The organism is Flagellimonas sp. 389 (assembly GCF_018449435.1).
In the GTDB taxonomy this organism is placed as follows: Bacteria; Bacteroidota; Bacteroidia; order Flavobacteriales; family Flavobacteriaceae; genus Flagellimonas.
On the sequence record NZ_JAHCMU010000022.1, the window covers coordinates 23,647 to 37,739 of the forward strand.

The 14,093-nt window shown below is 38.7% G+C and carries 10 protein-coding genes; 6 read left to right on the forward strand and 4 right to left on the reverse strand.

The features are described from left to right. Positions 1 to 2,328: an ATP-dependent helicase gene (locus tag KIM67_RS16995; RefSeq protein WP_213832754.1), complete on the reverse strand. Its 2,328-nt coding sequence runs from the start codon at positions 2,326 to 2,328 to the stop codon at positions 1 to 3. 139 nt (positions 2,329 to 2,467) lie between these two features. Between KIM67_RS16995 and KIM67_RS17000 the strand changes: the two genes are divergently transcribed. From KIM67_RS17000 to KIM67_RS17020, 5 genes are all read left to right on the forward strand, one after another. Then, complete coding sequence (locus KIM67_RS17000; RefSeq protein WP_213832755.1) at positions 2,468 to 3,007, forward strand: DsrE family protein; 540 nt, start codon at positions 2,468 to 2,470, stop codon at positions 3,005 to 3,007. 11 nt (positions 3,008 to 3,018) lie between these two features. Next, on the forward strand, positions 3,019 to 4,293 hold the full coding sequence (locus KIM67_RS17005; protein ID WP_213832756.1) for an amidohydrolase: 1,275 nt from the start codon (positions 3,019 to 3,021) through the stop codon (positions 4,291 to 4,293). After that, positions 4,294 to 5,865: an FMN-binding glutamate synthase family protein gene (locus KIM67_RS17010; RefSeq protein WP_213832757.1), complete on the forward strand. Its 1,572-nt coding sequence runs from the start codon at positions 4,294 to 4,296 to the stop codon at positions 5,863 to 5,865. Positions 5,866 to 6,030: 165 nt separating this feature from the next. Next, complete coding sequence (locus KIM67_RS17015) at positions 6,031 to 6,801, forward strand: hypothetical protein (protein ID WP_213832758.1); 771 nt, start codon at positions 6,031 to 6,033, stop codon at positions 6,799 to 6,801. A 78-nt stretch (positions 6,802 to 6,879) separates the two neighbouring features. Then, positions 6,880 to 7,398: a hypothetical protein gene (locus tag KIM67_RS17020; RefSeq protein WP_213832759.1), complete on the forward strand. Its 519-nt coding sequence runs from the start codon at positions 6,880 to 6,882 to the stop codon at positions 7,396 to 7,398. Between the two features lie 3 nt (positions 7,399 to 7,401). Here KIM67_RS17020 and KIM67_RS17025 read toward each other — a convergent pair whose 3' ends face one another. Together KIM67_RS17025 and KIM67_RS17030 are read right to left on the reverse strand one after the other, a co-directional pair. Next, positions 7,402 to 8,316, reverse strand: coding sequence for a patatin family protein (locus tag KIM67_RS17025; RefSeq protein WP_213832760.1), 915 nt, complete (start codon positions 8,314 to 8,316; stop codon positions 7,402 to 7,404). Next, positions 8,313 to 10,403 carry a M1 family metallopeptidase gene (locus KIM67_RS17030; RefSeq protein ID WP_213832761.1) on the reverse strand — a complete coding sequence of 697 codons (2,091 nt, stop codon included), beginning with the start codon at positions 10,401 to 10,403 and terminating at the stop codon, positions 8,313 to 8,315. Before KIM67_RS17030 ends, KIM67_RS17025 begins: the two co-directional genes overlap by 4 nt. 46 nt (positions 10,404 to 10,449) lie before the next feature. On the opposite strand from KIM67_RS17030, the gene recG reads away from it, so the two are divergent. Beyond that, on the forward strand, positions 10,450 to 12,555 hold the full coding sequence (gene recG, locus KIM67_RS17035; protein WP_213832762.1) for an ATP-dependent DNA helicase RecG: 2,106 nt from the start codon (positions 10,450 to 10,452) through the stop codon (positions 12,553 to 12,555). Positions 12,556 to 12,609: 54 nt separating this feature from the next. Here the strand turns inward: recG and KIM67_RS17040 are convergent, their stop codons facing one another. After that, complete coding sequence (locus tag KIM67_RS17040; protein WP_213832763.1) at positions 12,610 to 13,722, reverse strand: DUF2911 domain-containing protein; 1,113 nt, start codon at positions 13,720 to 13,722, stop codon at positions 12,610 to 12,612. Positions 13,723 to 14,093 lie beyond the last annotated feature (371 nt).

Consider the following 14,093-nt stretch of genomic DNA (forward strand, 5'->3'; position numbering starts at 1 on the left):
TTATTTGATTATTTCAAGCTTGGCAAACCTGAGCAAAAGTTTTTTAACGTCCCCCTTCTCAAACTTAATTTCCGCTTTTCTATCATTTCCAACACCTTCAATCTTTAGGACTTTTCCCCTACCAAAACGCGTATGGTTTACCATAGAACCCTCTGCTAGGTTAACATCTATACTATTGGTGTTATTTGCTGGCGATGACAGCTCTGGTTTTAGTTTCCTAAGCTTTCGTAATTGGTTTTCATTCGGTTTTTGGACACTTGGCGGTGTTCCATTCTTAGGCTTTAGTTGCCGAAGCTTGCTTTTGTCCACTTCACCAAATATATTGGAATCGATCATTGATCTGTAGCGATATCCATCGTTCACTGGTACTAGGTTTTCCACATATTGCTCATCTATCTCTTCCAAAAAACGGCTCGGTTCCGCATCAATGAGCTTTCCCCAACGGTATCTGTTTTGCGTATATGTAAGAAAAGCTTGTTTTTCGGCCCGTGTCAAAGCCACATAAAATAAACGCCGTTCCTCCTCAAGTTCACTCCTGGTATTCATGCTCATTGCAGATGGAAACAAATCCTCTTCCATTCCAACAATGTACACGTAGGGGAACTCCAATCCTTTCGCTAAGTGAATGGTCATAAGGGCAACACGGTCATCATCACCAACATCCTTGTCCATATCGGTAGCAAGGGCAACATCCTCTAAAAACTCGGACAAACCACCTGTGGCATCTACCAATTCTTTTTGACCTTCAACAAAATCTTTGATCCCGTTTAAAAGCTCTTCAATGTTCTCCATTTTGGCAATACCTTCGGGAGTACCGTCTTTTTTAAACTCTAATAGCAATCCGGTTTTCTTGGCGACATGTTCCGCAAGGGTAAACGCATCAGCTCCCTCGTTCATAATCTGAAAACTTTTGACCATGGTTACAAAGTCACCTAGTTTTCGTTTGGTTCCACTATTGATGTTTAAATTGAGTTTTTCCAAATGTTCCATTACTTCAAAAATAGAACGCCCATAATGATTTGCGGCGACCTGAAGTTTATCAATAGTCGTTTGACCAATACCCCTTGCAGGAAAGTTGATGATACGCTTTAGCGCTTCCTCATCCTTGGGATTGATTATGATACGTAAATAGGCAAGAACATCCTTAATCTCTTTGCGTTGATAAAAAGAAAGTCCGCCGTAAATTCTATAGGGAATGTCTCGTTTACGGAGGGCATCTTCAATGGCCCTGGACTGTGAGTTGGTTCTGTACAAAACCGCAAATTCCCCATTTTGCATCTGTTGCTGCATCTTGCTTTCAAAAATAGAAGCAGCAACATACCTACCCTCTTCAGCATCTGTAGGACTTCGATGAATCTTTATCTGGTTGCCCTCATCATTAGAGGTCCAGACCACCTTTTCCAATTGATTCTTGTTCTTGGCAATAATGGAATTTGCAGCATTTACAATGTTCTTCGTAGATCTATAGTTTTGTTCCAACCTGTAGACGGCAACATCATCATAATCCCTTTGAAAATTAAGGATGTTACTGATGTTGGCTCCCCTAAACGAGTAAATACTCTGCGCATCGTCCCCAACCACACATATGTTTTGATAACGATCAGAAAGTGCTTTAACTATTAAGTACTGGGAATGGTTGGTATCTTGGTACTCATCAACTAAAATATACCTGAACCGGTCTTGGTATTTCATCAATACCTCCGGAAAACGGGTCAGTAATTCGTTGGTACGCAATAATAAATCATCAAAATCCATGGCGCCGGCCTTAAAACAACGTTCTACATAGTTTTGATAAATCTCCCCTAGCCTGGGTCTTTTGGCCATAGCATCCGCTTCTACCAATTCTGGATTCTGAAAATAAGCTTTTACCGTAATCAAGCTATTCTTGTACGACGATATTCTGTTCTGTATCTGTTTGTATTTGTAAATATCCTTATCCAGCCCCATTTCCTTGATGATGGAGGCAATCAATCGCTGTGAATCTTGGGTGTCGTAGATGGTAAAATTGCTGGGAAAGCCAAGTTTATCGCCATCAAAACGGAGCAGTTTTGCAAAAACAGAATGGAAAGTTCCCATCCAAAGGTTTTTTGCTTCGGAGTTTCCAACAATAGTGGCAATCCGTTTTTTCATTTCTTTGGCGGCCTTGTTCGTAAAGGTCAAGGCCAGAATATTGAAGGAATCTACACCTTGCTCCATCAAATGGGCAATCCTGTAGGTTAAGACCCGAGTTTTTCCCGAGCCTGCACCTGCAATGACCATTAAAGGACCATCCTTGTGCAATACAGGGGCGCGTTGCGCATCGTTCAATTCATCCAAAAAAGTACTCAAACAGCAAAATTTTAAAAGTAACTGTGAAATTAGCCAATAATGGTTTTATCCTAAAAACATACTTTCAATACTTATAAACACGAAAATATTTTTTTAAATCGAATTTGAATATATTTAAGAACTAAAACACCTCACATCCATGAATTTAAAATTGATACCCGCCATGCTCTTTATTATAATTTCCACATATGCAATTTCACAAGAAAAAAAGGCAGGTCCTGTGATTGAGAATTATGGGAAGGTCTGGGAAATCAAAAATCCTGATTTTAAGACCGATGTCAATCAGGAATTTAAGGTCGTTTTTGATATCATGAACAGTCCTGAATCCCATTCAGAAATTAATAGGACCATTGAAACTGCAGCTCGGTTTCTGAACATGCACGCCCAAGGAGGAGTACACGTAGAACAATTAAAAGTAGCCTTGGTGGTTCACAATAAGGCATCTAAGGACATTACCCACAATGAAGCCTATAACGCAAAATATGGAGTCGACAATCCAAATTATAACATGGTCAAAAGTTTGATGGATGCAGGAGTGGAGATAATCTATTGCGGGCAGTCTTCAAAATCCCGTAACTTTCCCAAAGAAGAACTGATACCCGATGTTAAAATCGCACTATCTGCCATGACAGCACTAATTCAATTGCAAAACAATGGATATCAACTTATAAAATTTTAAATTGACTATACATGAACAAAATTTTCACTCTCGTATTGCTGCTTACCAGCATCTCAATTTGGGCACAAGGCCCAAATCTTGAAAAGGACTATGCCGCCATTGAAGACAAGGTCATCGAATGGAGACGGGACATACATCAAAACCCCGAATTGAGCAATCGCGAGTTTAAAACAGCAGAAAAGATTGCAAAACATTTAAAGTCATTGGGAATTGAGGTCCAAACAGGTGTTGCAAAGACCGGAGTGGTTGGGTTGTTAAAAGGCGACCAAGATGGAAAAGTCGTTGCATTAAGAGCAGATATTGATGCATTACCGGTTACCGAGCGAAACGACTTGCCCTACAAATCAACCGTAAAATCCGAATTTTTGGGAAAAAGTGTTGGAGTTATGCATGCCTGTGGGCATGATACACATGTTGCCATTTTAATGGGTGTTGCCGAAATACTCTCCAAAAACAAGGACAAAATAAAAGGTACGGTAAAGCTCATCTTTCAACCCGCAGAAGAAGGTCCGCCACCAGGAGAAGAAGGCGGGGCACTGTTGATGGTGAAAGAAGGCGTACTTACAAATCCCAATGTTGATGCAATTTTTGGACTTCATATCAACTCCCAAACCCCAGTTGGTACCGTAAAATACAAACCAGGGGGAAGCATGGCATCCGCCCAACGCTTTGTAATCAATGTAAAAGGAAAACAGACTCACGGCTCGCAACCATGGGGTGGAGTTGACCCAATCTTGATCAGTGCTAAAATCATTGATGGGTTACAGACCATCATCAGTAGAGAAACGGAATTAATCAATGAGGCCGCGGTTATTTCTGTGGGCAAAATTACTAGTGGTGTGCGTTCCAATATCATTCCTGAAAGTGCCGAAATGATCGGAACTATACGAACATTGGATTACGATATGCAAAAGTTCATCAATAAACGCATGGAAGAAATGGTTCCTGCCATCGCGAAAGTTTATGGTGGCGAAGCAACAATCGATATTCAAACTTCAACTGCTATTACTTATAATGATTTGGATTTGACGGCCAAAATGGCCCCTACCCTTGAAAAAATTGCTGGCAAGGCAAACGTTTCTATTCATAAAGCGATTACAGGGGCTGAAGATTTTAGTTATTTTCAGGAAAAAGTTCCGGGGTTTTATTTTTTCCTTGGAGGTATGACACCTGGAACCACGGAATCCTATCCGCACCATACTCCAGATTTTAAGATTGATGATAGCGGATTGCTTTTGGGCGTAAAGACAATGACACAGTTAGCATTGGACTACCTAAATTTATAAATGGAGGTTATTCTTGATTTTTTAGCAGGTATTCAATGGTGGCTATGGGTATTGATATTCCTTTTTTTGGTGGCACTACGTGATATCTTTTTTCAGAAATCACATACTATAAGTCATAATTATCCTGTTGTTGGTCACCTGCGGTATTGGCTTGAAAGTATTGGTCCTGAAATGCGGCAATATTTCGTGGCAAATAACCGAGAAGAGCTACCTTTTAATAGAATAGAACGTGGTTGGATTTATGCCTCTGCGAAAAAAGAGAACAACTACGAAGGTTTTGGGACAGATAGGGATATTTATTCCCATCAGCATATTTTCATAAAAAATGCCCTAATGGGGTATCAGATTGCAGAAAATCATCCCAATAAAGAGAATCCATATTTTTTACCTTGTGCCAAGGTCATAGGGGCTTATAATAAAAGAAGAAAACCCTATCGGCCAAGTTCGGTCATCAATATTTCTGCGATGAGCTTTGGCTCTTTGTCAGCAGCTGCCGTAGAAGCCATGAACAAAGGGGTAGAAAAATGTCATGCATATCATAATACTGGCGAAGGTGGATTATCACCATATCATAAACAAGGAGGTGATGTTGTCTTTCATTTTGGAACCGGATATTTTGGCGTTCGTTCCAAAAACGGGAATTTTTCCATGGAAAAAATGAAAATCTTGGTAGATGAAAATCCTTGTATAAAAGCTATTGAAATAAAATTATCACAAGGTGCCAAACCAGGAAAAGGTGGTGTGCTGCCGGGTGCTAAAATTACACCGGAAATAGCTGAAATTCGTGGTGTGGAAGTTGGAAAAGACGTGCTCTCCCCTGCTACTCACAAAGCATTTAGTTCTATTCCTGAACTTTTGAACCTCATAGAAGACATAGCAGAACAGACCGGATTGCCTGTGGGAATCAAAGCCGCAATAGGAAAACTAAATCAATGGGAAGATTTGGCAGATTTAATGAAGACGACGGGCAAAGGACCAGATTTCATTACGATTGATGGTGGTGAAGGTGGCACGGGTGCTGCCCCACCAAGCTTTGCCGACCACGTATCTTTACCTTGGGTATATGGATTTGCCTCTATTTACAAACTATTCAAGGATAGAAACCTTACGGAAAGAATCGTTTTCATAGGTAGTGGTAAACTTGGTTTTCCAGCAAAAGCGGCCATGGCATTTGCAATGGGAGTGGATTGCATCAATGTAGCACGCGAAGCTATGATGAGTATCGGATGTATTCAAGCGCAGGTTTGTCATACCAATAGATGTCCAGCTGGAGTAGCGACACAAAGCAAATGGCTTCAAAATGGAATTGATGTTCCCTTAAAGTCTGATAGACTGGCACAGTACTTTAAAACTTTTAGAAAAGAATTTCTAGAGATTACGCATGCATCAGGCTATGAGCATCCTTGTCAGTTTAAAATGTCCGATATTCAGGTTAATGTGGATGACGATTATTTAAGTGCCGATTTGGAAAAAGTATATGGTTATAAAAAATCGAAGGTACCGTTTGACAGCATGCAAAAACTTATTGATTGCGAATATCTTGGTGGAAAAATGGCAATTGAAGCATCCTAATACAAGTTTATAGCAACCGTTACTATGCGGTAATAGAATATTTGGCTTGGATCAGCACTTTGGTTATATTTCGATTTATGTAGTAAAGCGACGGTTTTTTGTGCATTCTCCGAAAACATTCTAATTTAGCTTTCATAAAATATGATGCATTAAATAGAGTTACCCATGAAAAAACAGTTACTTATCCTACCATGCCTTTTACTTTCAACGTTAGGATTCTCTCAAAAAAAGAGCGAATTGATAGCACAAATAGATGAATTAAAGACGGAGATCAGCACTGTTCAACAGGAACTTGCCAGTACCAAAAGAAAAATTTCATCAAGTGAAGCAAAGGCAGAAACCCTGGCAAATGAAAATGTAGCGCTACGTGATGCCAACCAAACACTATTGCAAAATTTGAGCAGTTTCTCCGAACTTTCTAAAAAGAACAGTCAAAACGTGAACACTACACTGGCTGCACTTGGACGAAAAGAAAAACAGCTTAGCAATATGACCTCAATGATCGCTTCCAATGATTCCGTTGCCATTGTATTGTTATCCAAAATAAAACAATCCATGGGAAGCGATGCAAAAGCTAACTTTGTGGAAGGTGAAATCGTAATATCAAACAGTCTGAATACCTTATTTGGAGCTGATAACGCTTCAGAAATAACCGAAGAAGGCAAAGCGTGGCTGGAAAAAGTTTCCAAAGTAATCAAGACCAACCCCACACAAAAGATTGAAGTTGAAGGTTTGAACATCACTGGAGAATTTGGTGCCACCTTTGATCAGGCTACCACAATTTCAAAAGAATTGGTCGAAACTTTTGAAGTTTCAAGTGAGCGTGTAAACATATCGGTCAAAGATGGCAACTTTAAAGAAGGAATAAACATAAAGCTACAACCCGACTATAAAAGCTTTTACGATAGTGTAAAACAGAACGCAAAGAACAAGTAATATTTTCATTGCTCCGGGCCATACTTTTTGTGGCTTTAGTTCGTTCTAGTTTTTATAAAACCAAAAACCAACTAATCCATGAGCGGAGACGATATCTTTCAACTTTTTGCATACCTATTACCAGCGGTAGTAACCGGAGCGATTGCCTTTTATTTTTTTAGGCTACATACTAAAAATGAAGAAGGCCGAAGACGTTTTCTATTGCATAAGGATTCCCAGAAAGATACGTTGCCCATACGCTTGCAGGCCTATGAACGTATGGTTCTCTTTTTAGAAAGAATTGCCATAAATAGTTTGGTAGTTCGCGTAGGGCCAAATGGAAAAGATAAAGGTGCCTATGAGAACCTACTCATAAAACAAGTAGAAACCGAATTTGAACATAATCTTTCCCAACAAATATACATGTCCGAAGAATGTTGGAACATTATCAAAGCTGCAAAAAACGCTACAATTCAAATTATACGTTCTGCAGGTATGAGCGCTACGGATTCTCCAGATAAATTAAGGGAAGATATCCTAAATCAAACCATGGAAAAACAATCCCCTTCTTCAACGGCACTTAGCTTTGTAAAGAAAGAAGTGGGGGAACTATGGTAATTGTCATTCCTGATGTTCAGGGTCTATAGGACTTGTTTCTTCATTCTTGTTTTTAGCATATAAATATCCTTTTTTCCACCACAAGGTCATACGTTCTTTATCAAAAATTAACGAGTTCGTGGTTAAAACCGTAGGCGTGTAATAAAAATTGATAATCGCATCTTTTTGATTGGCCACAAATTTTCCTATTCGGATGTTTTGATTCTCGATTCTATCCAACATAAAAGCAAAAATAGTGGTCATTAACTCAAAAGGATTCTTAACGGGCAAGCGGTTGAGATAATTTACCTCTGTGTGAAGCACAACAACATCAACTTCGGTCGCGCCCCGTTTCAACGCTTCTTCTATGGGAACCAAACTTCCCAAACCACCATCTGCATATTCACAACCATTCCGTTTTACCAAGCTCATGAACGGTGCATAATTGGATGATATCCATATCCAATCACAAAATTCATCGTAGGTACAATCGTTAATGGACTTATACTCCACTTGATTTAAAGATAGATTGGATACCGTCACCACTACATCTGTGGTACTTTGCTTTAATTCCTCAAATTCCTCGGGAGTTATAGATTCACGAATAAGATGCCGAAGGTTCTCGCTCTCACCAAAAGTCTTTTTACCGCGCATAAAGTTTTTGACTACATTCCAATGATTGATGGCGATAATATCAATACCGTGTTTTTTCTTTACTACAAAAGGACAATTATTGAATATGCTTTTTTGATTTACTGAAGAGTAGATATCCTTTATTTTATCCAATTTGTTCAATGCCAAGTGGGAAATAAGCAAACTTCCAGTTGAGGTTCCAACAAACAAATCGTACTTATGGCTTGCTTCTTGTATTAAAAATTGTGCAACTCCACCTGCAAACGCTCCCTTACTACCGCCACCAGATATGACCAATGCCCTCATTTACCCAAAGTTTTATCCAAATAATGCTGCTGCTCTTGATTTAAGGATGGGTATATGGCCCTAAGTCGAGCTATATTGCCATCTCCTTTCAAGAACTCTTTTAATATTTTTCGTGAAGATTTTTTAAAATACCAGACATGATGGCTACAAGCATCCACTAAATTTTTCAAAGTATCATCATCGAATGTCCCTATACTTTTCAAATATTGAAAAGCTAGCAACCGTACTTCAAAATGATGTTCAGAACTTGTATAACTATTTAGTTCTTTAAAAAAATCTGGTTTTAAATCAGTATGATAGATTGGACTTACCAATGCCAAGGTCAGCCAAAGCAGGCGAACATTCTTGTTTGGCAATCCAATGATATCTTTCGTTTTCTCCAAATAAGCAATTTGGTCATCTGGAAAGTCGGTCCATAATCTATAAAGAGCGGATTCTATAGTTTTATAGCTTCCATCCATCAACAAACTTTCAAAATCCAGACGAACTTGTGCAGGCAGCTTTTCTACAGAAAAAGCTACTGCTTGTCTTACTTTAGAGCTTTCATTTCTAAGAATACTTCCCAAAAATTTTGCTGATAGGTTTGTAGCGTAATCTGACACCAAACGATATTTGACATCATCCGACTTTAATGAATTCCATTCGCTAGAGAGAATAGTTTCGGCTTTATCAAAATTGTTTCCAATAGTATTTTTGATTTCAAAGTATTTTTTGATGGAGCTGTTTTGAGCGATCAAAAAAGATTTAGCAATTTCAAATGGGAATTCCGACTCTTGTAGCCATACACTTTTAAAATCGGCAAGTTTCATCCCAGATGCCTTTTCCATTTCCCACATAAAATCTGAAATCGTGACATTTTGATAGGCATATTTTGTTAGATAGTTCTGTATTCCCTGACGAAAATTTAAGTCCCCTACCCTTTGCCTCAGTATAATCAAGGCCCAAGCTCCTTTCTCGTAAAACGTAAGACTACCCGCACTGGAGTTTGTCAATGCTTCTCCATTTCCGTCACCTGAAAAATTGATAAGCGACTTGGCAGTATCCAACAATCGCCAATAAAAATAATCTTCACCAAAAATTTCCTTTTCGGCTAAATATGCATAATAGGTCGCAAAACCTTCATGCAACCAGTGGTGTTCGCCGCTTTGCTCAGTAACCAGATTACCAAACCATTGGTGTGCCAGCTCGTGAGCATTAACATTTACATAGTTCTTGTCAGAAAAGGCTGTAGAATCAATCATAAACGTATTGGAGAAAATGGTTGCGCCTGTATTTTCCATCCCGGCATATAAAAAATCCTGAACCGGTATTTGTTTATAGTTCTGCCAAGGATAGGGTACATTGATTTCCTTTTCTAAAAAATCAAATATAAATTGAGTATAACGATAGGTAGGTTCAACCTTCAAACTATCCTTGGGTTCATAGTATAATTCTATCGGTATTCCAGATCCAGATCGAATCGTTTTCTTATCAAACTTTCCAATAACAAACCCTACAAGATAACTACTCATAGGTTGCTCCATATCAAATTGCCAAGAAAGGGCTTTAGCATTTAAAATCTCTTCTTTTCCAATAAGCTTACCATTTGAAATAACAGCATAGCCTGGATCTGTGATTAAATTGAGGTCAAACTCGACCTTTTCGTTCATATCATCAAAACTGGGCAACCAATGACTCGTGTACTTTCCCTGTCCCTGTGTCCAAACCTGATTGTTATCTGGATTATTATCGTCCCATCCCAAAAAATAAACAGTCTGCTTAGGGTTTGCCAGATATGTTAATGAAATTGAATGAATAGCTCCTTTTCTAAACTTCTTTTTTAACGTGATTGATTTTTGATTGTTAGTGTAATTCACTCTTTCCGAATCAAGTAAAACGGAAGAAAAATCAATATTGATAGCATCCAGAAAAATTGAATCAATATTTTTTAAAACTTCAAACTTATAGGTCACTTGCCCTTTTATCTGTTTTTGTTGTGGAATGGGTTCAACAAAAACCTTAGCACTTAAAAAATCTACACCATCCTGAGTTTGAGAACTTAGAATCTGTACAAAGAAGAAAAAAACTGCTGCGGGGCCGAGCTTCATGTTTTGTAAATAGCAAAAGTCAATCCAAATTACATATTTTAGTTTTATGAATCCCAATTTTCTACAAACTCCTATTCCTTATTTAAAAGGTGTTGGCCCAAACAGGGCAGATACACTTGGGTCAGAATTGGACATACATACCTATTTGGACCTTCTGCATCTGTTTCCGAATAGGTATTTGGATAAAACGAGCTACTATAAAATAAATCAGTTACAATCCAGTGGAGCCGATGTGCAGTTAATTGGTAAAATCGTTCATATAAAAACTGTAGAACAAAAACGTGGAAAACGTTTAGTCGCCAGTTTTATTGATGAAACCGGACAAATGGAGCTCGTTTGGTTTCGTGGGCATAAATGGATCAGGGAGAATCTGAAACTTAATGAACCCTATGTAGTTTTTGGGCGAACCACAAAATATGGAAGTACCTTTTCTATGCCACATCCAGAAATGGAGCTATTATCCGAGCATGAGAAAAATCTAAAAGTTGCCATGCAACCCATTTATCCCTCAACCGAAAAGTTAAGCGCAAAAGGTATCACGAACCGTGTAATTGGTAAAATGATGCAGCAGTTATTCCTGGAATCTGGGGGAAAGTTTCCAGAGTCACTTTCATCGGAAATACGTGACGAATTAAAATTAGTTTCAAAAAGTCAGGCACTCTTTAATATTCATTTCCCAAAAAGTCAAGAGTTGTTGGCAAAAGCACAGTTTCGATTAAAGTTTGAAGAGCTTTTTTATGTACAACTGCAACTTATTTCCAAAAAACTCATCAGAAAACATAAAATAAAGGGATTACCTTTTGAAACTGTTGGAGAGCATTTCAATACTTTTTTCACAGAACACCTCCCATTTGAGCTTACCAATGCGCAAAAAAGAGTCATTAAAGAGATTAGAAGCGACATGGGCAGTAATGCCCAGATGAATCGTTTATTACAAGGTGATGTAGGATCAGGTAAGACCATCGTTGCGCTAATGTGTATGTTATTGGCCATAGATAATGGTTTCCAGTCCTGCTTGATGGCTCCAACCGAAATTTTAGCAAACCAACATTACAATGGTCTAAAAGACTTATTAGGGGGAATGAATGTGAATATTTCTCTATTGACCGGTTCCACCAAAAAATCCGAGCGCACTGTAATCCATGAGCAATTGGAAAATGGAGAACTGCATATTTTGGTAGGTACCCATGCCGTTTTAGAGGATAAGGTCCAATTTCATAACCTTGGGTTGGCCGTTATCGATGAACAACATCGATTTGGCGTGGCACAACGTTCCAAGTTATGGCATAAAAATGAAATCCCACCGCACATTCTGGTCATGACCGCTACCCCAATACCGAGAACATTGGCAATGAGTCTGTACGGGGATCTGGATATTTCAATTATCGATGAACTTCCACCGGGACGTAAACCTATCAAAACAGTGCATAGGTTCGATAATAACAGGCTTAAGGTCTTTCAATTTATAAAAGATGAAATTAAAAAAGGAAGGCAAATCTATATCGTATATCCCTTGATTCAAGAATCCGAAGCATTGGATTATAAGGATTTGATGGACGGTTATGAAAGTATTGAGAGAGACTTCCCCCCTACTGAGTATCAGATATCCATAGTTCATGGCAAAATGAAGTCAAAGGATAAAGATTACGAAATGGAACGCTTTGTAAAAGGTGAAACCCAAATTATGGTAGCAACAACGGTCATCGAAGTTGGCGTTAACGTTCCCAATGCATCTGTAATGATTATTGAAAGTGCGGAACGTTTTGGATTATCACAATTACATCAGTTACGTGGACGTGTGGGTCGAGGCGCCGAGCAAAGTTTTTGTATTTTAATGACGGGCAACAAGCTTTCGGAAGATTCCAAAACACGATTACAGACCATGGTGCGCACCAATGATGGTTTTGATATTGCCGAAGTTGATTTAAAACTGCGCGGCCCTGGTGATTTGATGGGTACGCAACAAAGTGGTCTTCTGAACTTAAAAATTGCGGACATTGTTAAGGACAACCAAATCTTAAAGGCTGCCCGATATCATGCCATTCAGCTTTTAAAAGACGATCCAAATCTGAAAAAAGAAGAAAATCAAATGATTTTAAAAGCATATACCAAAATGACGAAGCAATCGTCAATTTGGAACTACATAAGTTAAAATGCCCAGTAAAAAACTGGGCATCTTCGCTAATTAAACTTACTAACAAAAAGTTTAATTGATTGTTTCACCATTTTCAGCTTTTACAATATTTGCTGTCACACGGTCTTTATTTGCCTGTGCCGGGGCATTGTCTAGTGCAATTTTTAGATGTTTTAAAGTGGCCTTGTTGTCACCCATCGCAGAATAAGCTCTTGCCAATCCATAATGTACCGGCCAAGTACCCTTGTGGTTTTTCTCATTCCATTTGAACACCTCCAAAGCAGCGTCAAGTTGCCCCTGCCCAATGAGCTGCCTACCATATCCGTGAACCTGAAAGACCGTGCCCAATGGCATTGCCTCTTCCATTAGTAACTTGGCTTCAGTTGTTTTCCCCTGCTTGGCCAAAATCTGGGACTTTATATTCAGGTTATTGAATGTTTTCTGACTAAAAAACTGTCCAGCGATGGCCGCATCCACCCAAGCCATCGCCTCGTCCAAGTTACCGTCATTATTTAGGGCAAAATTTGCAGCTTGTTCCCAACTTTGACGGCTAAATCCCGGAGAAGTTTGCAGTTGTTGGCGTATTTCAGTTAACACGTTATCCGTAACATTGACAGTAACTTTAAACGGTATTTGCTTTTTCTCCCAATTCAAGGAAACAATGGCCGATGTCGCATCCACTTCATTAAACATGTAGGTGAGTTGCTCTACGTGTGTTACTTCATTGGTCGTAACATCAATCCTAAGTACATCTTCTTCCGGTTTATAAAAGTAACTCCCCCACGCTTTATGATTCTTTGAAAAGATAATGGTCGCTGAGTCATCTTCATTAACTATCATGTGCAAACCATACTTTCCAGCTGGTAAACTTTCACCGCCAATAAGAAGGTCATGGGAAGTCTTGAATATAGTATTTTCATTTGCTCCCGCTCTCCATGGAGATTCCGTTGCCGTACCAAATCCTAAATTGTTCATCCCATATGGAACTAGACTGCCCCATATTTCCCGATCATTAACGCTAGGTCTCGAATACACTATTGTAACATCGGTGTTCCCAATTCGTTGCGAAATTTTGGCCATTTGACTGCCCCTAGGCAAAAAATCTAGTTGTGCATACGTACTACTGGGAATAAGGAATACCGTAATAAGAACTGTGGCTAAAAAAGCCATGTAATTTTTTTTCATGTGTTTGTTTTTGATTTATTGATGAATAAACTTCTAGGTTGTTGTGCTAAAGTATAAAGCTCATGGTTTCCTTTACGTTACAACAATGTTAAAATGAAATGAAACTTGTTAAAATTCAGATAGTTACAATTAATCCATTCTAAATCAGATTACAAACGATCAATGGATAGTGAAATAGAAAGTAAACCCTTATCGGGCTTTCCTTTCTTATTCAAAATACAATGGTTTTTGATGATTTTAAAGGACTTAAAACTAGATGGTGCCGTAATAAAATCTTCTATTAACATGGATAGAAAGCATTCAAATCCATTTACAAAATCTTGTAAAAGACGTATTGGACATCGTAATTTTCTAAACAAAACGCACCTCTT

Excerpts from the sequence above, each read along its gene's own strand:
- KIM67_RS17000 (WP_213832755.1), top strand. The coding sequence starts at position 2,468 with ATGAATTTAAAATTGATACCCGCCATGCTCTTTATTATAATTTCCACA.
- KIM67_RS17005 (WP_213832756.1), top strand. The coding sequence starts at position 3,019 with ATGAACAAAATTTTCACTCTCGTATTGCTGCTTACCAGCATCTCAATT.
- KIM67_RS17010 (WP_213832757.1), top strand. The coding sequence starts at position 4,294 with ATGGAGGTTATTCTTGATTTTTTAGCAGGTATTCAATGGTGGCTATGG.
- KIM67_RS17015 (WP_213832758.1), top strand. The coding sequence starts at position 6,031 with ATGAAAAAACAGTTACTTATCCTACCATGCCTTTTACTTTCAACGTTA.
- KIM67_RS17020 (WP_213832759.1), top strand. The coding sequence starts at position 6,880 with ATGAGCGGAGACGATATCTTTCAACTTTTTGCATACCTATTACCAGCG.
- KIM67_RS17025 (WP_213832760.1), bottom strand. The coding sequence starts at position 8,316 with ATGAGGGCATTGGTCATATCTGGTGGCGGTAGTAAGGGAGCGTTTGCA.
- KIM67_RS17030 (WP_213832761.1), bottom strand. The coding sequence starts at position 10,403 with ATGAAGCTCGGCCCCGCAGCAGTTTTTTTCTTCTTTGTACAGATTCTA.
- recG (WP_213832762.1), top strand. The coding sequence starts at position 10,450 with ATGAATCCCAATTTTCTACAAACTCCTATTCCTTATTTAAAAGGTGTT.
- KIM67_RS17040 (WP_213832763.1), bottom strand. The coding sequence starts at position 13,722 with ATGAAAAAAAATTACATGGCTTTTTTAGCCACAGTTCTTATTACGGTA.